Annotated in this window: 20 protein-coding genes; 10 read left to right on the top strand and 10 right to left on the bottom strand. The window is 65.7% G+C overall.

Annotated features, from left to right (window positions below; genetic code table 11):
- Positions 1-187: 187 nt before the first annotated feature.
- Positions 188-1,486, bottom strand: a complete 1,299-nt coding sequence (locus QM797_RS05135; RefSeq protein WP_283274071.1) for an acetyl-CoA C-acetyltransferase — start codon at positions 1,484-1,486, stop codon at positions 188-190.
- Between the two features lie 139 nt (positions 1,487-1,625).
- On the opposite strand from QM797_RS05135, the gene QM797_RS05130 reads away from it, so the two are divergent.
- Entirely contained in the window at positions 1,626-2,972 is a 1,347-nt protein-coding gene (locus QM797_RS05130) for a 3-oxoacyl-ACP reductase (protein ID WP_283274070.1), read from the top strand.
- Positions 2,969-3,826 (top strand): MaoC/PaaZ C-terminal domain-containing protein, encoded by an 858-nt coding sequence (locus QM797_RS05125; protein ID WP_283274069.1) that lies wholly within the window; start codon positions 2,969-2,971, stop codon positions 3,824-3,826. The genes QM797_RS05130 and QM797_RS05125 overlap by 4 nt, the downstream gene beginning before the upstream one ends.
- Positions 3,827-3,934: 108 nt before the next feature.
- Here the strand turns inward: QM797_RS05125 and QM797_RS05120 are convergent, their stop codons facing one another.
- Entirely contained in the window at positions 3,935-4,537 is a 603-nt protein-coding gene (locus QM797_RS05120; protein ID WP_283274068.1) for a TetR/AcrR family transcriptional regulator, read from the bottom strand.
- Positions 4,538-4,599: 62 nt separating this feature from the next.
- Positions 4,600-5,775: a glycoside hydrolase family 3 N-terminal domain-containing protein gene (locus QM797_RS05115; RefSeq protein WP_283274067.1), complete on the bottom strand. Its 1,176-nt coding sequence runs from the start codon at positions 5,773-5,775 to the stop codon at positions 4,600-4,602.
- Positions 5,776-5,928: 153 nt separating this feature from the next.
- Between QM797_RS05115 and QM797_RS05110 the strand changes: the two genes are divergently transcribed.
- From QM797_RS05110 to QM797_RS05100, 3 genes are all read left to right on the top strand, one after another.
- Positions 5,929-6,396 carry a universal stress protein gene (locus QM797_RS05110; RefSeq protein WP_283274066.1) on the top strand — a complete coding sequence of 156 codons (468 nt, stop codon included), beginning with the start codon at positions 5,929-5,931 and terminating at the stop codon, positions 6,394-6,396.
- 102 nt (positions 6,397-6,498) lie between these two features.
- Positions 6,499-6,669 (top strand): DUF2613 domain-containing protein, encoded by a 171-nt coding sequence (locus QM797_RS05105; protein WP_080730504.1) that lies wholly within the window; start codon positions 6,499-6,501, stop codon positions 6,667-6,669.
- A gap of 22 nt (positions 6,670-6,691) precedes the next feature.
- Positions 6,692-10,939 (top strand): DUF3367 domain-containing protein, encoded by a 4,248-nt coding sequence (locus QM797_RS05100; RefSeq protein WP_283274065.1) that lies wholly within the window; start codon positions 6,692-6,694, stop codon positions 10,937-10,939.
- Here the strand turns inward: QM797_RS05100 and QM797_RS05095 are convergent.
- Positions 10,917-12,065 (bottom strand): acyltransferase family protein, encoded by a 1,149-nt coding sequence (locus QM797_RS05095; protein WP_283274064.1) that lies wholly within the window; start codon positions 12,063-12,065, stop codon positions 10,917-10,919. The two genes, QM797_RS05100 and QM797_RS05095, sit on opposite strands and share 23 nt — an antisense overlap.
- A gap of 168 nt (positions 12,066-12,233) precedes the next feature.
- Here QM797_RS05095 and pgfA point away from each other — a divergent pair, with 168 nt between their 5' ends.
- The gene (gene pgfA, locus QM797_RS05090) at positions 12,234-13,358 is read left to right on the top strand and encodes a cell envelope lipid trafficking protein PgfA (protein WP_283274063.1); all 1,125 of its coding nucleotides are present in this window, start codon (positions 12,234-12,236) and stop codon (positions 13,356-13,358) included.
- Positions 13,359-13,504: 146 nt separating this feature from the next.
- On the top strand, positions 13,505-14,563 hold the full coding sequence (locus tag QM797_RS05085; RefSeq protein WP_283274062.1) for a hypothetical protein: 1,059 nt from the start codon (positions 13,505-13,507) through the stop codon (positions 14,561-14,563).
- 51 nt (positions 14,564-14,614) lie between these two features.
- On the opposite strand, the gene QM797_RS05080 is transcribed toward QM797_RS05085, so the two are convergent.
- A complete protein-coding gene (locus tag QM797_RS05080) occupies positions 14,615-15,826 on the bottom strand; it encodes an MATE family efflux transporter (RefSeq protein ID WP_283274061.1) in 1,212 nt (403 codons plus the stop codon).
- Positions 15,827-15,851: 25 nt separating this feature from the next.
- Here QM797_RS05080 and QM797_RS05075 point away from each other — a divergent pair, with 25 nt between their 5' ends.
- On the top strand, positions 15,852-17,615 hold the full coding sequence (locus QM797_RS05075) for an MmpA family trehalose lipid delivery protein (protein WP_283274060.1): 1,764 nt from the start codon (positions 15,852-15,854) through the stop codon (positions 17,613-17,615).
- Here QM797_RS05075 and QM797_RS05070 read toward each other — a convergent pair.
- The gene (locus tag QM797_RS05070) at positions 17,535-18,782 is read right to left on the bottom strand and encodes a glycosyltransferase family 4 protein (RefSeq protein ID WP_283275289.1); all 1,248 of its coding nucleotides are present in this window, start codon (positions 18,780-18,782) and stop codon (positions 17,535-17,537) included. The two genes, QM797_RS05075 and QM797_RS05070, sit on opposite strands and share 81 nt — an antisense overlap.
- A 94-nt stretch (positions 18,783-18,876) precedes the next feature.
- On the opposite strand from QM797_RS05070, the gene QM797_RS05065 reads away from it, so the two are divergent.
- Positions 18,877-19,635: a class I SAM-dependent methyltransferase gene (locus tag QM797_RS05065; RefSeq protein ID WP_283275288.1), complete on the top strand. Its 759-nt coding sequence runs from the start codon at positions 18,877-18,879 to the stop codon at positions 19,633-19,635.
- A gap of 9 nt (positions 19,636-19,644) precedes the next feature.
- Positions 19,645-20,523 (top strand): ROK family protein, encoded by an 879-nt coding sequence (locus QM797_RS05060; RefSeq protein WP_283274059.1) that lies wholly within the window; start codon positions 19,645-19,647, stop codon positions 20,521-20,523.
- 57 nt (positions 20,524-20,580) lie between these two features.
- On the opposite strand, the gene QM797_RS05055 is transcribed toward QM797_RS05060, so the two are convergent.
- The 4 genes from QM797_RS05055 to QM797_RS05040 all read right to left on the bottom strand — a co-directional run bounded on the left by QM797_RS05055 (position 20,581) and on the right by QM797_RS05040 (position 25,595).
- On the bottom strand, positions 20,581-22,410 hold the full coding sequence (locus QM797_RS05055; RefSeq protein ID WP_283274058.1) for a phosphoenolpyruvate carboxykinase (GTP): 1,830 nt from the start codon (positions 22,408-22,410) through the stop codon (positions 20,581-20,583).
- Between the two features lie 309 nt (positions 22,411-22,719).
- Positions 22,720-23,022 (bottom strand): DUF6802 family protein, encoded by a 303-nt coding sequence (locus QM797_RS05050; RefSeq protein ID WP_283274057.1) that lies wholly within the window; start codon positions 23,020-23,022, stop codon positions 22,720-22,722.
- A gap of 33 nt (positions 23,023-23,055) precedes the next feature.
- Complete coding sequence (locus tag QM797_RS05045; RefSeq protein ID WP_283274056.1) at positions 23,056-24,534, bottom strand: P-loop NTPase family protein; 1,479 nt, start codon at positions 24,532-24,534, stop codon at positions 23,056-23,058.
- Complete coding sequence (locus QM797_RS05040) at positions 24,531-25,595, bottom strand: hypothetical protein (RefSeq protein WP_283274054.1); 1,065 nt, start codon at positions 25,593-25,595, stop codon at positions 24,531-24,533. The genes QM797_RS05045 and QM797_RS05040 overlap by 4 nt, the downstream gene beginning before the upstream one ends.
- Positions 25,596-25,678: the final 83 nt, after the last annotated feature.

Below are 25,678 nucleotides of genomic sequence, written 5' to 3'. Positions count from 1 at the left end.
AGCAAAAAATCGTCTCGTCAATTCATTCAAACGGATTAATCGTGGCGCGTTCGGACACACTAAGGGCACACAGAGAAACTCTGCGTGCCCTTTTTCACGTAGTGGACGGCAGATCCGAAAACCCCTCGATTACCGGATCCGCCGACCCTGTGTTCCCCCGAATAGTGAGCAGCCGAAGCTGCAGTGATCAGCGCTCGATGATGGCCGTGACGCCCTGGCCACCGGCCGCGCAGATCGAGATCAGGCCACGGCCCGAGCCCTTCTCGGCCAGCATCTTCGCCAACGACGCCACGATGCGTCCGCCGGTCGCGGCGAACGGGTGGCCCGCAGCGAGCGAGGATCCGTTGACGTTGAGCTTGCTGCGATCGATGGAGCCGAGCGCGCCGTCGAGACCCAGACGCTCCTTGCAGTACTCGTCGCTCTCGAATGCCTGCAGAGTTGCGAGCACCACCGAGGCGAACGCCTCGTGGATCTCGTAGTAGTCGAAATCCTGCAGCGTCAGGCCGTTGCGCGCGAGCAGACGCGGAATCGCGTAGGTCGGAGCCATCAGCAGGCCGTCCTTGAACGAGCTGTTGCCGTGAACGTAGTCGACCGCTGCGGTCTCGGAATCGACCAGGTGCGCGAGCACCGGGAGGTTGCGCTCGGCAGCCCACTCGTCGCTCGACAGCAGGGCAGCCGACGCGCCGTCGGTGAGCGGCGTCGAGTTACCGGCCGTCATGGTGGCGTCGCCCAGCCTGGTTCCGAAGACCGGCTTGAGCGTGGCCAACTTCTCGACGGTCGATCCCGGACGCAGGTTGTCGTCGCGTGTGAGGCCGAGGAACGGCGTCACCAGATCGTCGAAGAAACCGCGGTCGTAGGCCGCCGCCATATTGTGGTGGCTCGCTGCGGCCAGTTCGTCCTGGTCCTCGCGGCGGACGCCGAATTCCTTGGCGGTGATGGCGGCGTGGTCGCCCATCGACAAGCCGGTGCGCGGCTCGCCGTTGCGCGGGATCTCGATGCCGAGCATGCCGGGACGGACGTTGCCGAGGAGCTTGATGCGATCGCCGGTGCTCTTGGCCCGGTTCAGGGACAGCAGGAACTCGCGCAGTTCGTCGTTGACGCCGATCGGGGCGTCGGACGTGGTGTCGACACCGCCACCGATACCTGCATCGATACGACCCGACGCGATGGCGTCGCCGACCGCGATGATCGACTGCAGGCCGGTGCCGCAGGCCTGCTGAATGTCGAAGGCCGGGGTGTACGGGCTCAGCGCGCTACCGAGAACGACCTCGCGGGTGAGGTTGAAATCGCGCGAATGCTTGAGCACGGCACCGGCGGCGACGAGACCGAGGCGCTCGCCCTGCAGACCGAATCGCGACACGAGACCGTCGATGGTGGCAGTGAGCATGTCCTGGTTGGAGGCCAGCGCGTACTTCTTGTCCGAACGCGCGAACGGAATGCGGTTGCCACCGACGATTGCGACCGGTCGTAGCTGCTTGCTTGTCACTGACGTCTCCAAACATCGTCCCCAGCATGTGGGGAATGGCCCTGGTGGAGTTTCATCTTACTGGCGAGTAAGTTGGTTGTCGACACCCGGTCGTGCGCCTTGCTCCTCGAGCGAGCAGCGCTGAATGAAAGGTACGACAGTGGCAGCCTCCAAGGGAGCCCCAGATCTCTACTCAACGTTCCTCGCGTCCGCGCCGGGAGCTTTCATCGCCAAGCAGGCAGGCCTGCCGCAGCCCGAGAAGCTGCGTCGTTACAAGGCAGGTGAGCCCGCACTGGCCGGCCCGGTCCTGATCGGTGGCAGCGGCCGCCTCGTCGAGCCCCTGCGTGAGCTGCTCTCGGACTACCCGCAGTCGCAGCCGCACGACGACAAGCACGGCGGACTCGTATTCGACGCCACCGGAATCAGCAACGTCGCCGAGCTCGAGCAGCTCTTCAAGTTCTTCCAGCCGGTCATCCGCAACCTGGCACCGTCGGCTCGCGTCGTCGTCATCGGCACCACTCCCGAAGAGACCTCGAGCGTCGACGAGCACATCGCTCAGCGCGCCCTCGAAGGCTTCACGCGCAGCGTCGGCAAAGAGGTCAAGCGCGGTGCCACGGCGCAGCTCGTCTACATCTCCCCCAAGGCATCGACCGGCCTGTCCGGCCTCGAATCCACCCTCCGCTTCCTCCTCTCGGCCAAGTCGGCATTCGTCGACGGCCAGGTCATCGCCGTCGGTGACGCCGATTCGCAGGCACCGGCCTCGTGGGACAAGCCGCTCGCAGGCAAGGTAGCCGTCGTCACCGGAGCAGCCCGCGGCATCGGCGCCACCATCGCCGAGGTCCTCGCCCGCGACGGAGCAACCGTCATCGCAGCCGACATTCCCGCTGCCGGAGAGGCACTCTCGCAGACGGCCAACAAGGTCGGCGGCACGTCGCTCGCACTCGACGTCACCTCCCCCGACGCGGGAGAGGTACTGAGCAAGCACCTCCTGGAGCGTCACGGCGGGGCCGACATCATCGTGCACAACGCCGGCATCACCCGCGACAAGACTCTCGCCAACATGGACGACTCCCGCTGGAACTCGGTCATCGGCGTCAACCTTGCTGCGCCGCAGCGCATCACCGACGAACTGGTGGCCTCCGGCGCACTCAAGGACGGCGGCCGCGTCGTCGACGTCTCCTCGATCGCCGGCATCGCGGGCAACCGCGGCCAGACCAACTACGGCACATCCAAGGCCGGTGTCATCGGCTTGGTGCATGCTTCCGCGCCGGTGCTGGCGAAGAAGAACATCACGATCAACGCCGTTGCTCCCGGCTTCATAGAAACCGCGATGACCGCAGCAATCCCGTTCGCCACCCGCGAGGCCGGACGACGCATGAGCTCGCTGCTGCAGGGCGGCGAGACCGTGGACGTCGCAGAGTTGGTCTCGTACTTCGCTTCTCCCGCATCCAACGCCGTCACCGGCCAGGTCGTGCGCGTGTGCGGCCAGAGCCTGCTCGGCGCATGAGCACCGTCACGCTCACCGCGCAGCCGAAGACCTCCGACATCTACACCTCGGCTGTGCTCGGCGCGCTGCCGTTCTTCGGATCCAGGTCGTCTTCGGTTCCCAGCACGGTGTACGAGCTCAAGGGTCTGCGAGTGGACCCCGACAACCTCGCCGGGTACTGCCGCGCGACGGGTCTGCGATTCGGCGATCAGCTCCCGGTGACCTACCCGTTCACGCTGGTGTTCCCGACAGTGATGAAACTGATGGTCTCCAAGGGCTTTCCGTTTGCCGCCATCGGTTCGGTGCACGCCGAGAACGTCATCGAGCAGTTCCGTGGCATCTCTGCCACCGAGCCGTTGGATGTGAGAGTGCACGCGGAGAACCTGCGCGAGCACCGCAAGGGCCTGCTGGTGGACCTGATCAGCGAGGTCAAGGTAGGACGCGAGCTGGTCTGGAAGCAGACCTCGAGCTTCCTGAGCCTGCAGAAGACCTCGCTGTCGGGTGGACCCCGCGAAACACCGCCTGCAGACGAGGTTCCGCCGCCCCCGACCCGCACCCTGCGCGTCGATCAGCGGATCATCAGCCGGTATGCGGCCATCTCCGGAGACCGCAACCCGATCCACGTATCCTCGCTCGGCGCAAAGGCATTCGGCTTCCCGAAGACCATCGCGCACGGAATGTGGAGTGCGGCAGCAGTACTGCAGACCGTCGAGGGTCGAATCCCGGAGGCCGTGAACTACAGCATCCGCTTCGGTAAGCCGATCATCCTGCCCGCGACGATCAACGCCTACGCCGAGGCCGTCGGTACCGGCTGGGACCTGTCGCTGAAGAACCCGAAGAAGGGCTACCCGCATCTGACGGGAACGCTGCGGTAGCTGTTGTTTCGCCGAGCTCGAAGTTATGGACGAATTTCCTTGGATTTTCGTCCATAACTTCGAGTTGGACAGCAGGAGTGGAGCCTGCGGAACGACCCGGGGGGCCAGCTAGGTTGCGGCGGTCTTCTTGCCGGCCAGGCCGCGCCACGCCAGATTTTCCAGGAGATCGGCAGCCGCGTCGACCTCGATTTCGCCGCCTGCCACCCTGTCGGCCACGGCCTCGCCTGCACCGACCAACGCGACGGCCATCAACCCGAAATTGTGTGACTGCTCCGGGTCCCTGGTGCTCATCGCCAGCAAACCCGCCGTCAGTTCGATCAACCGATCGCGGCTGCTCTGCACCTGTGAGGCGAAGGCCTGCTGGCCGATGGCCTGGCGGTAGAGCACCATCCACGACTTCCGGTTCTCGCCGACGAATCCGAGGAAGCCGATCAGCGCTTTGCGCAACTGCTCGCGCGGCGTCAGCGTCGGGTCTGCGGCCGGCGTCAACGCTTCGATGAATTTGACGCCCTCACGATGGATGCACGCGGCGAACAACTCGTCCTTCGACCCGTAGTACAGATACAACATCGGCTTGGAGATGGCCGCCTTCTTGGCGATCGAATCCATCGATGTCTCGTGAAAACCGTTGTCGGAGAACACATCCACCGCCGCGTCGAGCATCTGCTGCTCACGGACGGCGCGGGGCAATCTCTTGGTGCCGCCAGCCATGGACCCTCCAATACGTACGAAGTACTAGACGTTACTCCACGGTAAGGTCCATTACCTGCCAATCAGGCCCCGCACGCCCCCTTGAACCGGGCAACCGTCGCCGTGGCCTCGTCCACCTGCGCCGCGGCGAGGCGTCCCGTTGCCACCGCGTCTTCGAGATTGTCCAACACCTCGGGCACCTGATCGGTGGTGAGCCACAACGCCACATCGGCACCCGCAACCAATGCCGCCTCCACCGCGTCGACGATTCCGAGCCGCGCAGTGATCGCCGCCATGCCGCTCAGATCGTCGGTGAAGATCGGACCGTCGAACGGAGCGGCACCGTATCCGACGCCATCGCGCAACAACGCCATCGCCGCCGGACTGATGCTCGCGGGCACTCCGGGCTCGGTCAGTCCGGGCACGTCGAGGTGCCCCACCATGACTCCGACACCGGTGTTGTTCAGCGCCGCGAACGGCAGCAGGTCCGTGGTCTTCAGCTCGTCGAGCGACGGAGTGGTGACGGCACCGGTGTGGGAATCGCCCGAACCCGAGCCGTGCCCGGGAAAGTGCTTGATGACAGGCTTGATTCCCGCGTCTTCGAGACCTCGCGCGTACGCCCCCGCGTACTCGATGACGACCTGCGGATCATCGGAGAACGACCGATCGCCGATGACGGAATCGTCGGGCTGTGCACTCACATCGACCACCGGAGCGAAGTCGACGGTGACCCCGAGATCCTTCAGACCCCGGCCACGCGTCAACGCCTCCTGATATGCCTCGTCCACCGTCATCGTCTGTGCCAACACCCGCGCCGACGGTGCCTCCCCCAGCAGATCCGCGACCCGCGAAACCCGTCCACCCTCCTCGTCGATCGTGATCATCGGAGCGACCGCGGACGCGTCGAGAACCTGCGGTACCTCCCGATTGCCGAGCATCGACTCGTCGGTCCAACTGCCGACGAAGAGGCCGCCGACCTGCTCGGTGGACATGATTTCCACCGCGTCCGCAGTACCGGTGACTCCGACAGTGAGCAACTGGGCCAAACGCTGCCGCTCCGACAATCCGCCGACGAACGCCGCGCAATCGTCGACCGGCGGCACAGGTTGCGGGACGGTCGTGTCGGCTGCGGTCGTCGTCGAAGCAGGGGGCACTGCCTGCGTCGACGCGACCTGAGTGGACTCGCTCGAGCACGAGACCAACAACCCCACGCCGACCGTCATCACTGCAGCGGACCGAACCGAGTACCGAAATCGCATGGACACGACGGTAGTCGAGATCGTCGGTGTTGCTGCCGCCCCTCCGGTGGGGATCAATGCGACTTTGTTGCAATCTGAGCGACTGAAACCCGCATTGATCCCGAAGGGGGTGGGGGTAATCTGGACGAACGCGACATGAGGAGAATCACCACAATGACTGCTGACCTCATACTCATTGCCTACGACGGCTCCGACAACGCAAAACGAGCGATCGACTACGCGGGCCGGTTTCTCACCACCTCCCGCGCGATCGTTGTCACGGCATGGGAACCGATGGTGCGTCAGGCAGCTCGAATGTCCGGTCTATCGGGGGTCATGCAGCCCGAATGGGTGCCCGACGACGAGGCCGAGGACGTTGCCCTCACCGACGCGAAAGTGACCAACAGCGAGGGCGTCGCGCTGGCCGAGGCCGCAGGCCTGAAGGTGGAGGGTCAGTGCACCGAATGCTCCACCGCCATCTGGAGCGCGATAGTGGAGAAAGCCGACGAGATGGACGTCGACATCATCGTCACCGGCACCCGAGGTACCACCGGTCTGCGTGCGCTACTGCAAAGTTCGGTGGCCGAGCACGTGCTGCGACACAGTCACCGCCCTGTCCTGATCGTTCCCCCCGGCAGGTAGAGCGTCCGACGACTGTTTTCAGTGACGCAAGTGATACCGTGATGCCCGCGTGGGGGTCCACCTCACCCTTTTATCTGTGAGCCGACTGACTGGAGAACCGAGATGAAGTTCGCTGTCCCGGGTGTCATTGCCGCCGTCGTCGGAGCCGTACTGGGTGCAGGCGTCGTGTTCGGAGTGACCGCCGCTGCAGCCGACAACTCTCGTCCGGACATCGATCGCACCGGAAACGCCGACTCGTCCTTGCTGAACCAGGTTGAGTACGGCAGCCGCTGACGCTGGTCGCATTCGTGGATCGATGATCTCGGCCGAGCCGCTCGGCCGTAAATGGCTTCTCGGCGTCTCGGCTCTGGCATTTCTTCTCACCTTTCTGCAGGTCCCCGGCTTCACTGTCGCCGACACCAAATACGACCTGGCGCAGAACCCCCTCGGATTTCTCGAACGCGCATCGCATCAGTGGAACAGCGCGGCACCGTTGAGCCAGGTGCAGAACCAGGCCTACGGCTACTTCTTCCCGCACGGAGCGTTCTTCGCCGGCGGTGACCTGCTGTCGATCCCACCGTGGATCACCCAGCGCATCTGGTGGGCGCTGCTGCTCATCGCCGGGTTCTGGGGAATCGTCCGACTCGCCGAGGCCCTCGGCATCGGCAGCCGCAGTTCTCGCCTGATCGCGGCAACGGCGTTAGTTCTGTCTCCTCGAGTGATCACCACCCTCGCGTCGATCTCGTCGGAGACGATGCCGATGATGCTCGCGCCGTGGGTGCTCATTCCCATCGTGCGTTGCCTGAACACCGAGTCCAGGAACTACAGCGTCCGACGAGCGGCAGCACAATCGGCGCTCGCAGTGGCGTTGATGGGGGCGGTCAATGCCGTCGCGACGGCTGCAGCGGTCGCGGTCGCGGTGATCTGGATGCTCTCGCATCGGCCGAACAAGCGTTGGCTCGTGTTCAGCGCCTGGTGGACCGGCTTCCTCGTGCTCGCAACGCTGTGGTGGATTGTGCCATTGTTGTTGCTGGGCAAAGTCTCTCCACCGTTTCTGGACTACATAGAGTCCTCGGGCACCACCACCCAGTGGACGTCGTTGACGGAAGTGTTGCGCGGCACCGGTAGTTGGACGCCGTTCGTCTCACCCGAGCGGGTGGCCGGTGCCGTTCTGGTGACCCAGCCTGCCGCGGTCATCGCAACGGGCTTGATCGCGGCTGCAGGAATCGCAGGCTTGGCGATGCGATCGATGCCCGCTCGAGGCCGGCTGACGATCATGTTGTTCGTCGGTCTCGTCGGGCTCGGTGCCGGGTTCGTCGGCGATCTGGACGGCCCGTTCGCGGCAACAGTGCGGGTGTTCCTCGATTCTGCAGGCGCGCCGCTACGCAACATTCACAAACTCGAGCCGGTCATTCGAATCCCGTTGGTACTGGGCCTGGCTCACCTGTTGGGCCGCGTTCCGCTGCCCGGTTCGGTGCCGCCGCCGCAGTGGCGATCGGCCGTCGCGCATCCTGAGAAGCAGCCGATGATGGCAGTGACCGCATTGGTGTTGGTGGCCTTGGCGCTGTCCACCTCGCTGGCGTGGACGGGCAAGCTCGCACCTCGCGGAGCCTACGAGGCCGTTCCGCAGTACTGGCACGACGCCGCGGATTGGCTCACCGCCCACGCGTCCGGGTCGAGTCCTGACGGTTCCGACGCGCAGCGCGCACTGATCGTGCCCGGTGCACCGTTCGCACTGCAGACCTGGGGACTGACCCGCGACGAGCCGTTGCAGGCTCTCGCCACGACGCCCTGGGCCGTCCGCGACGCTGTGCCGCTCACCCCGCCCGGAGCCATTCGCGCGCTGGACTCCGTGCAACGACTCTTCGCCGACGGGCGTCCGTCCAGCGGACTGGCCGATACCCTCGAAGGTCAGGGCATCAGCTACGTCGTCGTGCGCAACGACCTCGATCCCGAGAACTCCCGATCCACCCGCCCGGCATCGGTGCACCAGGTGCTCGACGGTTCGCCGGGGTTGGCCCGAGTGGCCGAGTTCGGCGAGGACGTTGCTCCCGGTCAGGTCGACGGCGTCGTGCTCGATGGCGACCTGCGACCGCCGTATCCCGCTGTCGAGATCTATTCGGTGAACGGCTCGGCCGACACTCCCTCGTCCGGCCCGTACACGGTCGATCTCGATCGGGTCCCGGTGACACAGGGCGGGCCGGAGTCGATTCTGCGCTCGAATGAGCTGCGCAACAACGGGATTCGCACTCCCGTGCCGGCCGGGCCGACACTGCTGGCGTCGGACGCGGCTGCCGCCGGACTACCCGTCGACTCGGTGACGGTGACGGACACCCCGATGAACCGCGAGACCGACTTCGGCCAGGTCGACAATCACAATTCTGCACTGCGGGCCGCGGACGAACCCCGGCGATCGCTCAACGAGGTTCCCGACTACCCGGTGTACGGGGCGGAGACCGTGGACGCCGAGTGGGAAGGTGCGGCGCTGACGGCGTCGAGTTCGGCATCGGACGCAACGCAGATCGGTGGCAGCGCACCCGGCAGCGGTGTCGCGGCCGCAGTGGACGGCGATCTGGCTACCAGTTGGATCAGCAACGGTATCGAACGCGCTGTGGGGCAATGGCTTCAGTTGGATTTCGATACCCCGGTTGGCGGCGGTCTGCTGCACCTGCGCACCAGTCCCGGAACGATCGGCGACCCAGTGAAATGGGTCGAGGTCACCACCCCGAACGGTTCCACCGCGGCGCGGGTCGACAAGCCCGGGGACCCGATGACGGTGTCACTGCCGGGTGGCGAAACGCCGTGGCTGCGGATCACTGCGAAGTCGACGGTCGATGGAACCCGCGGAAGCCAATTCGGCATCAGCGAGGTCTCGGTGGACGACTACTCCGATCGAGACAACCCGAAGCCGGTGCCGATCGTGCACCGTGCAGTGTTGCCCGATACTCCGGCCGGGGCGAGCGTCGACGCGTGGGAACTCGGCCAGGAATTTCCTGGGCGCCCGGGATGCCTCGACACCGAGGATCGAATCCGTTGCAGCAGTGGACTGTCCAAGTCTCCGGAGGAGCTGGGGCGTTTCTCGCGCACGATCGACGTGCCGATGGGTACCGCGGTGATCCCCGATCTGACGGTACGCACGCGGCAGTCGCCCGAACTCGAGGCACTGCTGGCTCAGCCGGGTCGTCCGCTGGCCAGTGGGGCGTCGGACGTCGCGGACCTGCATGGTTCCGCCTTCGCCGCCACCGACGGTGACCCGCGCACATCCTGGACGGCACCGGAGAAGTCGATCACCGACCGAGCCGGCACCAACCCCACTTTGACCATCCAATTGCCCGCTCCCACAATGGTGGACGGCCTGAAACTCAGCCCGAGCCTCGGCGCACTTCCGGCCCATCCGACCCAGGTCGCGGTCAACCTCGGCAACGGCCCGATGGTCCGCGACCTGGACACCGACGGTTCGACGACAGTCGAACTGGCACCGTATGTGACCGACAGGATCGTGCTGTCCATCGTGGACTGGGACGGCGTCTTGGATCGAAATTCATTGGGCTTCATCCAATCTCAACCACCTGGTTTTTCCGAAGTGACGCCGCTGTCCGCGGGCGAGCCGATCGGTGCCCCGTACGACGGTGACCGTCAGATCACGGTGGATTGCTTCAACGGTCCCATCGTCTCCATTGCCGGGCAGACGGTGCGCACGTCGGTGACCGCTACCGCCGACCAATTCCGTTCCGGCGAACCGCTGAAGGCGTCGGTGTGCGACGCCGACACCCCGGTGAACGAGAACTTCGTCAACCCGGTGTCGTTGCCCGAGGGCCGTCAGGACGTGGTGGTGGAGCCTGGAGCATCGTTCTTCGTCGACGGTATTCGGTTGCGCACCATGCCTATTCCGGCCGACTGGCCGACGAGCTCCGCACCACAGGCGGCCAGGACGACCGCATGGAGCCCCGATCACCGCGAGGTGACGCTCACGTCGGCAACCGAGGATCGTCTGCTGGTGATTCCGGAGAGCAACAACAGCGGCTGGCGGGCAACGACTCCCGGAGGGATCGAGCTGAACTCGGTTGTCGTCGACGGGTGGCAACAGGCCTGGATCGTTCCGGCGGGGGCGTCGGGCACGATCTCGTTGGATTTCACCACCGATCGCTGGTACAGGCTGGGCATCTTCGGGGGGCTACTGCTGTTGATCCCGTTGCTGTTCGCGGCGATTCGCACGCCCCGCACGGTACCGAATCCGGGTCCGGCGCCGCGCCCGTGGCGCAGCATCACTGCCGCATTCGTGGCACTGCTCGCAGCGACGACCGTGCTGGCCGGGATCGCCGGCGTTGTCACCGTCGCCGTGATCGGAGTAGGTGCGGTGTATCTGGATCGCCGTTTCGACCGCGCGTTGTCTTCGCGTGTATTGGTCTGCATCGCAGGCGGATTCGCCATGCTCGGCCCCGCGCTGCTGTCGCTCGGTCCGTGGCGATCGTCCGACGGGTACGTGGGCGGATCCTACGTAGTTCAGCTGGCGGCGTTGATCGGGATCGTCGCGCTGGCGATCAGTGCGATACGGCGTCCGTGAGAGGTGTCTTCTTCGGCGCGAATCGCCGTCGAGCGGGTTCTTCGACCAGCGCGTAGCTCGCCGCTGCCACCGGAATCGACAGTGCGAGAGTCACTGGCAACACGAACCACATCCCGCCCGAGAACGGGATGATGCCGAACACCGGGAACACGACGGCGAGCACAGCCAGATGCCAGATGAACAACCCGTACGAACAGCGGCCCAGCGTCAGCATCACAGGATGCTCGAGGAAGCGATGCCGGCGACCGTCCTCGGCGAGAATCAGCGGGGCGAGCATCGCGAAGGCCAGTATCGCGCCGAGCAGGATTTTGATCTCGAACTGCCAGGCCGCCGGACGCACCAAGCCCTGCGGACCCGCCAGCGGAGTCGCCGACAAGGCGAACGCGGCAACCGCGATGGACGACATGACAAATCGGCGACGAGCCAACCGATGCACCCATGTCGGTGGCCCCACCGAGACCTCGGCGAGCAGCATCCCAGCCGCAAACCACGGGAAGTAGCCGGGGAGCCAGTTGTCATGGTGAATGCCGTCGGGGGTCGACACCGGAACAAATGCCCACGACAGTGTCAGCACCGCAGCACCCAGAATGACTGGGATACGGCGGGCAGCGGCCGCACCGCGCAGGCGCACCATCAGCCAAGCGAACACCGGCAGCAGCAGATAGAAGGCGATCTCGACCGACAGCGACCACATCTGCGTCAAGCCCTGGGTCAGGGTCAGCGGCACGAACACCTGAGTGAACGACAGGTTCGCCAGCCACACGCGGTAGTCACCACCGGTATCGGGAAGAAACAGCAGGATCAGCATCACGCCGACCCAGTAACCGGGCAGAATCCTCGCGAACCGCGAACGGAAATAGCGGCCGAGCGGCTGAGCACTCCGATGACCGCGAGCTGCCGCCGCGTGCGGACGCCACAGCAGGAATCCCGACAGCGAGAAGAAGATCGCCACAGTCAGGTCGAACCTTCCCCAGATATGACCGAAGATCGGCGACGTCGCGCCACCGGTCTGAAAGGCCACGTGGGTGACAACGATTCCGATACACGCGACGGCACGCATCCCCTCGAGTGACGGTACGAACCCACGAAGCGGGACAACGCTTGCCGAACGGGTCTGTGTGCTCATGGTGGCCTCAAGTGTGCCGTGTCGAACCGGCTCGGACGAGACCGGCACCACTGTCGACTGTTACTGTCACCTGCGACGTGTCGTAAGAAATCGGGCATCTGGTCGGGGGCGAACGTTGGTCCCGCCTGCGGTGTCTTCCAGTGAAGCGGTCGAACAAGGAGAATCAGCATGGCGGAGCGCTCAGGGCCGAGCCGGATATTGGCTCTTGTACTCATCGGCTTGGGTGCATTTCTGGTGGTCGCCGCCATCCTCATTCCTACCTACACGGTCTCGGCGCTCGAGAAGACGCCGCTGGATCTCGAGGTCACTACCGTCTCCACCGGCGAAGGCAGTGTGCTGAACGCAAGCTCCCTCGCCGCCGGTCGCGCGGTCGTCGACCAGAACGTTCCGCTCGTCTCACAGCGATTCGTCACCGTCGAGGATCCCTCCGACGCCGACATCATGACGCTGCAGGCCGGTCAGACCTTGCGCCGCAGCGACAAGCAGGCCGACACCGGACTGCTGACCGCCAGCGTCGACCGCGTCACCATCGACCGCAAGACCTCGATGCCCGTCGAGAGCCCGATCGGCACCATCCAGGTGGCCGGCGACAAGCCCGCCGAGGAAGTTGCCCACACCGGTCTTCAGTACAAGTTCCCGTTCAACTCCGAGCAGAAGAGCTACCCGTACTTCGACGTCAACGCTCGTGCATCCAAGGACATCGATTTCGTCGAGGCCACCGAGATCAACGGCACGCCGGTGTACCAGTACCAGCAGACCGTCGGCCCGGTGGACCTGTCGACGGTGGTCAACCTGCCGACCAACAAGGTGACCCTGCCCGCCGACACCTGGGGTGTCGAAGGCGGAGCGGCACCGGTCACGATGACCCGCTGGTACGAGAACACCCGCACCCTCTACGTCGAGCCCGAGACCGGTGTCGTCGTCAAGGGTGAAGAGCAGATTCACCAGTACTACGGACGTGAGGCAGGCAAGCCCGAGGTCGACGTGCTCAACGCACCGATCACGTTCGACGAGAACACCGTCGAATACCAGATCCAGCAGGCCAAGGACGGCCAGGACAAGCTCTCGCTCTTCGGCCGCACGGTTCCGATCGTCGCCGGCATCCTGGGCGTCATCTCTTTGATCGCCGGGGCGTTCCTGCTCCTGCGCGGCGGCGGAAACGGTGGACACCGTCAGCCGGCCCGCACGGACGCGGCTCCGCGACCGACCCCGACCGGCGGAACCGCACCGAACCGCGACTGGACGACGGATCGCACGGAAGAAATTCCGAGGACGAACCTCAACAAGGAGTAAGTGCGCTACGCAGGAGTGGAGCCTGCGGAACGACCCAGATGACGTGGCGTGGTTGAGTGCCCGTGAGGGCACGCAACCACGCCACTCGTCTGTGCGGGGACCGACGATGGTCTACGGTGTCGGAATGCTGACAACACGCAGAAAGAATGTCTCGGCCCACTGAGAACGACGGCGCACCATCGAACGGCGCGCCCGATGTCTTCGCCATGACCGACCACATCACGTCGGTGTACGCAGATGAAATAGCGGTCTATCAACGCTTCTTACGGCGGCTTGCCGCCGATCGCACGCTGTCCAACCCGCGTCGGTCGGTCGACGATCGCCCGGTAGAAGGGCCCTCGCTCACCGTTCCAGGTCTGCGAATCCACGTACGGCACAGCTACCAGGACGCGGCCGATCTGGGATCGTTTCCGGCCGAATCGAATCCGCTCCTTCTGCGTATCCACGTCCAAGGGTTCTCCGACGAATACCTGGACCGCACAGCTGCGCGGTCGAATCTCGTGGACTCGGTGACGGATCCCGAAGGCGAGGCCTGGACGCGTGCGCTCCTGGGCCGCCGATGGGCCGACTATGCGTACGAATTGGTGCGCACTCCGAGGCCACCGACGAACACGGCGACGCGAATGTTGTTCGCACAGCGCGTCTATGCGCTGTTGCTCGATGCCGACGGTGAGCCGACACTTGCACCCGACAATTTCGCTTTCCAGCGGGTATGGAACGGGATCGATTCGGCCCGCAAGATCGTCCCGACATCACCTGCGGTCGCGGCGCACCTCGAGGCCGTGGGTCCGTTTTTCGAGACCGACGACTTCCGCGACCCGAATACCGAGGCCGATGGCGGATGGCGTCTCCACATGACCGGTGCCGACACAGAAAGTCTCCCGCCGCCGGCGGCCGCTACCGCGAGAAGTCTGATTCGGAGGGTGCGGGTTCGCGGACGAGTCGCCAGCAGGTTTCGCCCCATCCGCGTCCACGTCGAGCAGGATCAGGTCTGCGTCTATTTTCGTTGGGCAGAGAATCCGACTACGTTCGCGATGACGTTGCAGCTTCCTCTATCCGAGGACGACTTTTCCGGCTCTCCACTGGATTCTCCTGATTCCATTGTGGCCATGTGCCTTTCGAACTGGCAGGAGGATCTGCGAACAGGCTTGCTGGTGTGGGGACACCGCACACGGCGGGCCGACGGTGCCGTACACATCTCGTGACCGATCACCGACACGACCGGCAGTCGACATCATCGGGTGGCAGCGGTGATGTCACGACGATGCCGTGACGCGGTTGCCCCACAACACCAGTGCACACACCACGACCATTGTCACCGCGGCCGTGACTGCGGCGACGGTGACGAACTGCGCCAGCGTCGAGGCCACGATCAGCAGCAGCAACACCTCGGCGGCGAGGGCGAACCAAGCGACAAGAGCAATGCGGGTGCGCTCGCCTGCGATGGCCCACAGCAGAGCGCTCTGCAGCACAGCCAGGCACGCGCCCTGCAACACGAACAGCCAGACATAGTTCTGCACACCGGAATACGTATCGCCCACCACCAACGGCAGTAACGGCGACGCCAGTGCCCCGCCGATCACCAGCACCGTGCCCAGACCGGCGACCACGGCCAGAGCCGAGCGCACCGCGGCAGCAGAATGCAGAGGGTTCGCCATCCTCGGGTACAGCACCACCCCCACGGCCTGCGGCAACCAGAACGCCGCTTTGGACGCAACGGCACCGACGGCGTACAGCCCGGCTTCGTTGCTACTGAGCAGAGTGCGAGCAAGGACCAGATCCAGCGCCGACATCGCGATCAGCACCAATTGCACCTGCGATGCCTGCAGTACGGCCAGAACGGTCACCTTGGTTTCCGACACCGAGTTCACCGGCACGCCTGCCGTCCATCGCGCACCGATGGCCACCGCTCCGATTCCGACAGCCGTCGCCAGGAGGACCGCACCGGGTCCGCCACCGAGTGCAAGCACCACCACTGCGGGTGCCACCTTGCCGAAACCGGCTGCAGCCAGCACGAGGCTCAGAGCCCCGAAGCGCCCCCGCCCCTGCAACAACCCCTGTTCGGCGGCCAGCAGCACCAACACCGGCGCAGCGATGACCGCCGACACAGTTGCGGCCATCGAGATGTCCAGGGCAGCGGACAGTGCGGGAGCGAGCGCCACCGCCAGCATGCCCACGACCGCCGCACACCGATAGCCGACGGTCCGCAACTCTCGCGAACTGCGCCCGCGCACCACTTCACGCGCGACGACGGACTGCAACGCCAACGCCGGAACTGCGAGAACGAGTTGTGCGGCAAGCAGACTCGCGAACTCGCCGTACCCCTCGACGCCGAGCATCCGACTCGCGAGCACCTGCAGCAGATACGCCGCAACGTTCGCGAACATCGAACCGGCCGTCACCATCCCCATCCCGGCGACAGAGGCGCCCGCCGTGTGGTCTGCCTCGGACGAGGCGCGGAAAGACATGAGCCCACGGTATAGGGTGCCGATCATGGCGCGGTCGAGGTCGAGGTGGACGCCACCGCTCTACAGTCTGGTGCTCGCGCTGGTCATTCTCGGACCACTTCTCGGCCCCGGCTACCTCCTGCTGCGCGACGCCGTCAGTACTCCCCGTTCCTTCTTCACCGACTCCGCCTGGGGAATCGCCGACGCGGCCGCGCGGGCCGTCCCGCAGGACGCCGCAATCGCAGCGTTGACGACGGTGTTCGACGGTGGCCTCGTCGTCAAGATCATCCTGCTGCTGGCGCTGTGGCTGGCCGGTTGGGGCGCGGCCGTAATGGCACAGAAGGTACTGCCCACCGCTCCCCTGCCAGCGCTGCTCGTCGCGTCGACCGTGGCGATGTGGAACCCGTACGTCGCCGAGCGCCTGCTGCAGGGACATTGGAGCCTGCTCGTCGGCTACGCAGCCCTCCCCTGGACCGTGGTTGCCGCACTCGCAGTCAGACAGGGTCGTTCCTGGTGGGCCCTTGCCGTCTGCTTGGCCGCCGCCGGCCTCACCCCCACCGGCGCACTGCTTGCCGCCACTATCGCGGTGGTCGTTCTCGCCGCCCCCGGGGGTGCCCGACGCGGCCTGCGCGTGGTCATCACCCTGGCGATCGCGGTGGTGGCGTCGGCGCCGTGGCTGGTGGCGACAGCCGTGTCCGGCAGTGGCGTCGAGCAGTCGGATCCGGCCGGATGGGCGGCGTTCGCGGCTCGTGCGGAGCCTGGCCTCGGCACCCTCGGCTCCCTGGCCGGCCTCGGCGGAGTCTGGAACTCCGATGCTGTACCCGCTTCTCGTACAAGCATTTTCGCATTCGTGGGCACCGCGATTCTGCTGACCGTGGTCGCGTTCGGTGTGCGGCCGCTCATCAGGCGTCGAAGAAATCCGGTGATCTTGGGACTCGCTGTCGTTGCGTTGCTTGCCATCGCGGCCCCTGCGCTGGCAGCAACGGGACCGGGGCTGGCAGTCGCCCGAGAGCTGGGCGAGACGGTGCCCGGTGCCGGTCTGCTCCGGGACTCGCAGAAGTGGGTCGCGTTGGCGATGCCGATCTATGCGTTGGCCGCCGCGGCTGCGCTTTCTCCCCGGCGTCGACCGAATCCGGTGCAACCAACCGCGCTGAGCGCGGTCCAGCGCACCCGATTCGGCAGCGCCGTTGCAATATTGGCCCTGCTGATCGCACTACCCGACCTGGGCTGGGGCGTCGGGAACTCGATGCGGCCCGTGGAGTACCCGGCGTCCTGGCAGGCGGTCGCAGCCGAGTTGCAGGGCAGCACCGGCGATGTCGCGGTTCTACCAGCCGGAATGTTCCGTCGCTTTCCGTACAGCGGCGATGCGCCCGTACTCGATCCTGCGCCGCGCATGCTGCCACTGGACGTGTTGCAGACCGGCGAGCTCATCGTTGCAGGCGGGACCGTGCGGGGCGAGGGCACTCGCGCCACGGACGTCCAGAATGCCCTTCTTGCAGGCGAATCCGCGGAGACACTCGCAGAATTCGGCGTCGGGTGGGTGTTGGTGGAACACCCCACTCCCGGCGAACTCGGCAACTCCGAGCAGACGCTGAACCCACTCGATGCCGTGTACTCCGACGAGCAGCTCACGCTCTACCGGGTCCCCGATCCGATACTCAGCGAGAGCCGCTCGAACACGGCAGTCGTCGTCGCCCACCTGGCCTGGGCACTGCTGCTTCTCGGGGGACTAGCGATAGGACTGAGACGCATTCAACGCTCCAGCCGATTCACCTTGCGACACAACGCCAGACGCTCCGACAAGACCTGACGACCACGTTCCACGCGTCGTTGCGTCGAGTACAGAGTAGACGCCTTCTGCGCACTGCTCCCAGGAGAATTCCCCCGCACGGACGCGCGCTTTCTCACCCAAACGAGTGCGGGCTTCGGCGTCCTGCAGCAGCTCGGAGACGGCGGCAGTCAATCCCGAGACGTCCCGGTCCTCTTCACCATCCGAAAGCCCGCCCACCAGAACACCAGTCACACCGTCGATGATGGAATCGGTGAGCCCTTTGGAGCTGCGATAGCCGACCGTGGGAACGCCGTGCTGAGCGGCTTCGACGACCGCAAGGCCCCAACCCTCCTTGCGCGAGGGCATGACGTGCACCCACGAACGGCCGAGCAGGTCGTGCTTGCGCTCCTCGTCGACGTGCCCGTGGAAAGTGACGTACTGCTCGATCCCCAGTTCGCTCACGTAGTCGCGGAGGTTCTGCTCCCACCAGCCGCCACCGATGACGTCGAGGTGGATGTCGGGGATCCGGCCGCGCAGCGCCGCGACGACGTCGAGAGCATCCTCGATCTGCTTGTGCGGAACCAACCTGGACAACACAGTGAGCGATGGGTGCGAGGTGCGGGTGCTCTCGTCCCCCTCCGACACCGACTGCGGGATCTCGTCGGCTCCGTTGCGGACCACGGCGATGCGCTCGCGGTCGACGCCGAGGGCGATGAGCTCGTCCGCTGACGGCAGCGACACCGTCAAGTACTGATTGCGACGGTGCACTCGGGGAGACACCGTCGATTCGAGCCACCAGCCGAGCTTGGCCATCATCGGTCCCGCGACCGGCCATTGCTCGCGATGGCAGTGGTGCACCAGCAACGTGACGGGAACGCCGAGCGCGGCACGTGAGAAGAAGGGAATGCCGTTCTGGGTGTCGATCACCGCGTCGGGTGCGATGCCCTTGAGCGGGCCGAAACCGAGCCGACCGGCTGCGATGGCGGCCAATGCACGGGGATACACCGACAGGCGGCCACCACCGCGACTGATGCGGATGCCGTCGACGATCTCCTCGGCCGGAGCTCCTGGGTACGACGCCGTCCGAAGCGTGACGCGTACGCCGCGTCGAGCCAGACCTGCGCCTACCTGCTCGAGGTAACGCTCGCTGCCGCCGCCCTGCGGGTGCCCGGTATCGCGCCAGCACAGCAACAGAACCTCGCGCACAGCTCGCTTCACCCAATTTCCGCATGCTCGTCTCGACCGCCGTCGATTACCGCTGCCACAGTAACCGCTAGGGTTCGTTTTCGTGACTTCCGCCGTGACCCGTTTGTTCGCCTCTCGCGCGACACTGCGCCGCTCGGTGGAGCTGCTGAAGGACTTCGGCCACGAGCAGAGCGCTCCGGACATCTTCTATGGGGCCCTGGCGCGCGATTCCGTCGAGCTGATCGGCGACCTGTATCGGGGCCTGACCGGCACGGACATGTCGGCGGCAACGGTGTTGGACGTCGGCGGCGGCCCCGGCTATTTCGCCGAGGTGTTCGGAGCGAGTTGCGCGCGCTACCTGCCCGTCGAACCCGATGCCTCGGAGATGCATGCAGCGGGACTGCAGATTCCAGGTTCGGTGCGCGGCTCCGGCATGGCACTGCCCTTTCGCAACGACAGCGTCGATATCTGCTTCTCGTCCAACGTCGCCGAGCACGTGCGCGAGCCCTGGACCATGGCCGAGGAGATGCTCCGTGTCACCAAACCCGGCGGCCTCACGGTGCTCTCGTACACCATTTGGTTCGGCCCGTTCGGCGGCCACGAGACCCGCCCCTGGCACTACCTCGGCGGCGAATACGCGGCCCGCCGCTACACCCGCACCACCGGACACGAACCGAAGAATCGCTTCGGCGAATCGCTGTTCGACATCAGCGCGTCGGACGGATTACGTTGGGCGCGAAGCACTACCAACGCAGAGCTACTGGCTGCTTTTCCGCGCTACCATCCGCGCTGGGCATGGTGGATGATGCGCGTCCCGATACTGCGCGAGTTCCTCGGCAGCAACCTGGTCCTGGTCCTGAAACCGACTGATTAACCTGGAATGATGACGGCACTCGCGCTCGACATCGGCGGCACCAAGATGACAGCGGGACTCGTCGGCGAGGACGGTCGGCCGCAGAACCCGGTGACCGTGCCGACTCCCGAATCCGGGGTGTGGCCGGCATGCGCTTCGTTGCTTCGGAAAATCGCTCCTGGACAGCACATCGACCGCATCGGCGTCGCCTGCTCCGGGCCGGTGAACCTCGAGACCGGATCGGTCGCACCAATCAACATCGACGAATGGAAGAACGGATTCGGTTTGGGCGAGCACATCTCCGCCGTGCTTCCCGATGCCGAAATACGTCTGGCGATGGACGGCAGCGCAGCGGCACTGGGTGAGTATCGCTTCGGTGCCGCCGTCGGTGTGCCCGACGTACTGAGCCTGGTCGTGTCGACCGGCATCGGCGGCGGTTTGGTGCTGGGCGGAAAGATCGTCACCGGAGCCAGCGGCAATGCCGGTCACATCGGCCACATCGTCGTGCCCGGTTCGACGACGCCCTGCGCGTGCGGCGGAATCGGGTGCGTGGAAACGGTGTCGAGCGGGCCGTCGGCGGTTCGATGGGCGCGTGAACAGGGGTGGCCGGGCAGCACTGGTGTCGAATTGGCCGCGGACGCCGCCGCAGGTGAACCGCGCGCCATCACCGCACTGCAACGCGCCGGAGTTGCTCTGGGCCAGGCGATTGCCTCGGCCGTCGCGCTGACGGACGTTCGCATGGTGGTGATCGGCGGCGGTTTCGCTCAGGCCGGCCCGCCGCTGTGGGATCCCATCCACGAGTCGATCGGGTTGCACGCCCGGTTGAAATTCCTGGACGGCCTGCAGGTGGTGCCGGCTGCGTTGGGTGGCCTCGGAACTCTGGCCGGGGCAGCCGCGCTCACTGCCTGACCCACACAGCCAGAACGGGGCCCACCCCTCGGTGAGCCCCGTTCCGTGTCGTGAATACTACGCGCCCAAACGCTGCTTGAGGGCGTCGAATTCGTCCTGAATTCCGGTGGGCAGTTTCTCGCCGACGAAGTCGAACCACTCCTGGATCAGCGGGATTTCGGCTTTCCACTCGTCGGTGTTCACCGCGAGCGCCTCGGCCACGTCCTCGACGGTGGTGTCGAGACCGTCGATGTCGAGTGCCTCGGCGGTGGGGACCACGCCGATCGGTGTCTCGACGCCGGCTGCCTTGTGCTCGATGCGCTCGACGATCCACTTGAGCACGCGCGAGTTCTCACCGAATCCGGGCCACAGGAAGCGCTTGTCGTCGCCGCGGCGGAACCAGTTGACGTAGAACACCTTCGGCAGCTTGGACTCGTCGGCGTTCTTGCCGAGGTCGATCCAGTGCTGGAAGTAGTCGCCCACGTTGTAGCCGAGGAACGGCAGCATCGCCATCGGGTCGCGTCGGACGGTACCGACGGTGCCCTCGGCGGCAGCGGTCTGCTCGGAGCCGACTGTGGCTCCCATGAACACGCCGTGCTGCCAGTCGCGGGCCTCGGTCACCAGCGGAACGGTGGTCTTGCGACGTCCGCCGAACAGGATTGCCGAGATCGGCACGCCCTGGGGATCGTCCCACTCGGGAGCCATGGACGGGCACTGGGCCATCGGCACGCAGTAACGCGAATTGGGGTGTGCGGCATCGGTTCCGGACTCGGGCGTCCAGTCGTTGCCCTTCCAGTCGATGAGGTGCTCGGGCTTGCCTTCGAGCCCTTCCCACCACACGTCGCCGTCATCGGTCAGGCCGACGTTGGTGAACACCGAATTGCCCTGATCGATGGTCTTCATCGCATTCGGGTTCGAGTCCCAGTTGGTGCCGGGCGCGACGCCGAAGAAACCGAATTCGGGGTTGACGGCGTAGAGACGACCATCCTCACCGAAGCGCATCCACGCAATGTCGTCGCCGATGGTCTCGGCGCGCCAGCCCGGAATGGTCGGCTGAATCATGGCGAGGTTGGTCTTGCCGCATGCGGACGGGAATGCTGCCGCGATGTAGTACGCCTTGTCCTCGGGCGAGATCAGCTTGAGGATCAACATGTGCTCGGCGAGCCAGCCCTCGTCGTGAGCCATCGCCGAGGCGATACGCAGCGAGTAGCACTTCTTGCCCAGCAGTGCATTGCCGCCGTAACCGGATCCGTAGCTCCAGATCTCGCGGTCCTCGGGGAATTGGGTGATGTATTTGGTGTCGTTGCACGGCCACGGCACATCGGCCTGACCCTCGGCCAGCGGAGCGCCGAGCGAGTGCAGTGCCTTGACGTAGAAGCCGTCGTCGCCGATCTTGTCGAGCGCAGCCTGGCCCATGCGGGTCATCACGCGCATGGACACCACGACGTACTCGGAGTCGGTGAGCTCGACGCCCAGCTTGGGGTCGGCCGCATCGAGCGGTCCCATGCAGAACGGGACCACGTACATGGTGCGTCCGCGCATGCAGCCGCGGTACAGCTCGGTCATCAGCGTCCGCATCTCGGCGGGGTCCATCCAGTTGTTGGTGGGACCGGCGTCGATCTCTTCCTTGGAACAGATGTACGTACGCGACTCGACCCGAGCGACATCCGAGGGGTCGGAGTTGCCGAGGAAGGAGTTGGGCTTCTTCTTGTCGTTGAGACGAGTGAAGGTGCCGGCCTCGACCAGCTTGCCGGTCAGGCGCTCCCATTCGGCGTCGGATCCGTCAGCGAACACCACGGAGTCCGGTTCGGTCAGTTCGGCTACCTGAGCAACCCAGGCAAGCAGTTCTTTGTGTCGAGTCGGCACGCTGTCGGTGCCGCTCAAACCGGGAATGGTCGCTGAGGTCATCTAACTCTCCTGGGGTTAGCCGGAACCGGGAAGAATTCGCACGATCGCTGTGGGCAAGCACGCACGAGTAGATCTCGGTTTTCCCCTCTCGGCGGGGCGCTGCTCGGCCGTCCGAGCTGCAGTACACCATGTTACTGGGTACGGCAACCCGAGGACCGAGCGCCGGATGTCCTGTTCATCAGGTTAACGCCGAGCGACGTGAATCCAGAAACAGGGTGTTGTCCGATTGGTCACAAGACCGATTCAGATTGGGAAAGATCCGCGCAAGAAGCCCTCGAGCAGGGGCGATGCCTGGTCCGTTCTTTCGCGCTACAGCTCGCCCGATTCGGTCATTTCGCCCCGCCCGATACCGTTCGCTTCTCGAAAAATCTCCCAGCTTCGGTATTGCCCGTCACGTCCGAAGGCAGTGAACTTGTCTGTCACACCATCCCCGTCGACGTCGGTCGCCACAGTGATCCCGGCACCGGTATGCCGCACGGTGGTCTCGTAGTGACCGTCGCCGTCGAGATCCAAGAGATCAGCCGAGACACCGGGCGAACCCGCGTCGAACTCGTGTTGCGCCACGTCATCCGTGGGAAAACCTTCCGCCGCGAAGCCATCCACCGCGATCATCGACGCCCCTCACCTGTTCGACCCACACTGCACCTACTGACTCCGACGCACGGACGCATCGAACGGTTCCACCGGGCCGCGGAATCGCTCCAGCCCCCGTTCGAGTGCAGAGAGATCGCGATCGCACGCCGACAGCAGCGCCGATCGGTGGTCGGCAAGCCTGCGCAGTTCGCCGTCCACCTCGGCAAGCGCGACGTCGATGCGGACCGCGGCCTCCCGGTCCGCGACCGCGACTGCGGCCGCGAGAGCGGACTCGGCTTCGAGAATGCGGGAGAGCAGCCGCTGCTCCACCGCGGACTTCACCCGGGCCAGGCATTCCTGCGTCCAGCTCCGCATGTGTGCCCGATCGGCCACCAGTGCCCGCGACCGCGTCAACCACCACGCGAGCGCCCCGCCGAGAACGAGGGTGATCACGGTGTTGGCCACCGCCCATGCCTGCACGAGCGCCATCGGGGAGACCACCAGGCGTCCGAGCCCGACCCCTGCCGACGCCCCGACCACGATCATGATGGCGTCCTCGAGACCGCGACGCCGGGACGGTGCCCCGATGTCGAGCGACGCGTCCTCCACATTCGACTGGGCGACCGTCGGGGTGAGCCCCAGATCGGACTCCACCGCTCGCAGTCCCGCGGTCAGCGCGGCGTCGGCTCGACTCTGCGCACCGCGCGCCGACTCGGCGAAGTGCGCGGGCAGATGCTTCAGCTCGGCCCGTCGGGCCCCGTCGATCGACCGCCTCACCTCGACGCCCAGTTCGCGAAGATCTTCGGCAGCGGCATGGAGCGAGTCCACCCGAACCCGCTGGATCCGATTGTGCAACAGCGCACGTCGATCACCACCGAGGTTCTCTCGTTCACCGACGAGCGCGGCTCGTCGCGCTCGAAGCGGGGCCAAGTCGCTGCCCCCGGTCACTGCGCGAGCTCTCGCTACGATCGATGCTCTGGCTCCTGCGACGCAGTCCTGCACCGCCGCAGCGTATTTGCGCTGCGATCCAAGAGCCGTAGCATCCAGCAGCAGCGCGCCGAGCCGGTCGGTCACGGCCCCGAGGCCGGATTCGACGCACACTGCCGCGTCACCACTGTCCCTCCCCACCCCTGCCAACCGGACCGAGATCGGGTGAAACGTGCACTCCACCGCTCGCGGAACGCACTCGGCAACCACGTCACCGTCGGCGGCCACCACCTCACGCCAGTGCCTGTGCACGTCGATCTTGTTGACCACGAACACGACCGGCGTGGATTCGAGTGCCTCTCGCCATCGCTCGATCTCGAAGCGACCGACCGGAGCCGACGCGTCGACGACGATCAACACGACAGCTGCGTCGGCTACCGAATCCGAGAATTCGATGCCACCGAGCCGGGACAGCTCGCGCCGCAGCTCCGACTTCCCCGATCCGGCCGTGCCGGTGAGGTGAACCCCGGCGGGTCGGCTTTCCCGCGCCCGTGCGATCCGGTCGAGAGCATCCGAGTTCCAGCGCCGCAGAACACTTTTCATGTCCTCCGACAGTGGAGTCATCGCCGCAGCATCCGCACGTAGCCCCGACACAGCGCAAGTGCCGACCGACGCAGTCCCGAATCCCAGGCCGTGGCCGCGCGCTGCTTCCACAGAGCCGCCTGCTCCACCACGACCTGCTCGGAACCGGTCTCGATCGGCACCCTCAAATGCAGAGCAGCGCAGCGCATTTCCGCTGCCACGGCCTCGTCCGAGGCCAGGTACGACTCGACGGCGCCGCGCACCTGCCGATGCCGAGCGCAGATCTGCTGCAGACTCCAGTGCAGGTCTGCGTCGCGGCTCGCTGCGGCTGCCGACACCGCCGTCGTGACCGCGGCCAGCACCGCGTCGACACCGGTGGCATCGGCCAACTCACGCAGCGCATCACCGTCGGACGCAGCGGTTCGCTGCCGCAGCACGTCGATCAGCAGGGCCACGCCGCGCAGTTCGATGCACTCGATCAGCGCCTCTCGGCGACGCGTCGAGACGGTGATGTCGGCGGCGAGAAAGCGATCCACGGTCAACAGGTCTGCTGGGCCCACCGCGCTCGCAGCGACGGCGCGAACGTCGGCCATGACGAGCGAAACCCCGGACCGACCCATGCCGCCCAGTCCCGTGCAGCGCAGTCCCGCTGCGGTCGCACCCATCACCGGCAGGACCGTCCGTTCGAGCTGGTGCGAGGCCGCTGCAGCCGCTGCCGCGGGATCGTCGAGGGTGTCCGCTTTGGTGAGCACGACGACGGTCCTGTTCGACGCGCCGCCGGGAGGAGAACTCAGGAACGCAGTGTCGACCGGCGATACCGCACCTGCGATCACGTAGACGAGAACGTCGAAGTCCGTGCGGTCGGTGCCGCTGTCTTCGTGCACCCGCACATCGAGGCCGTCCGCGTCGAGGCGCACCGACTCGAGGATCGCGAGGATCGCAGATTTGCCCACTCCGGTTCGACCAGTCACGCGCACGATCACCGGCCGTAGTCGATCCTGCAGCGCGGTGTCGACCGCCTCCCGAGCACCGTCGTCGGCAGGTACCCCGATCGAGCTCGCGGCGGTGCGGTCACGCAGTCGGTCCAAACTCGCCACGCTCATATTCGATCCCCCCAGAACGACCGCCGTCTGCCCCCGGACGCGGCGCACAGCCCCCTGCTGCGGCACCGATTCTGGCACATCGG

Origin of the sequence: Rhodococcus sp. IEGM 1381, assembly GCF_030056795.1 — a bacterium.
Lineage (GTDB): Bacteria > Actinomycetota > Actinomycetes > Mycobacteriales > Mycobacteriaceae > Rhodococcoides.
Note: the sequence above shows the minus strand (reverse complement) of the source record. Positions and strands in the feature narration are given on the sequence as shown.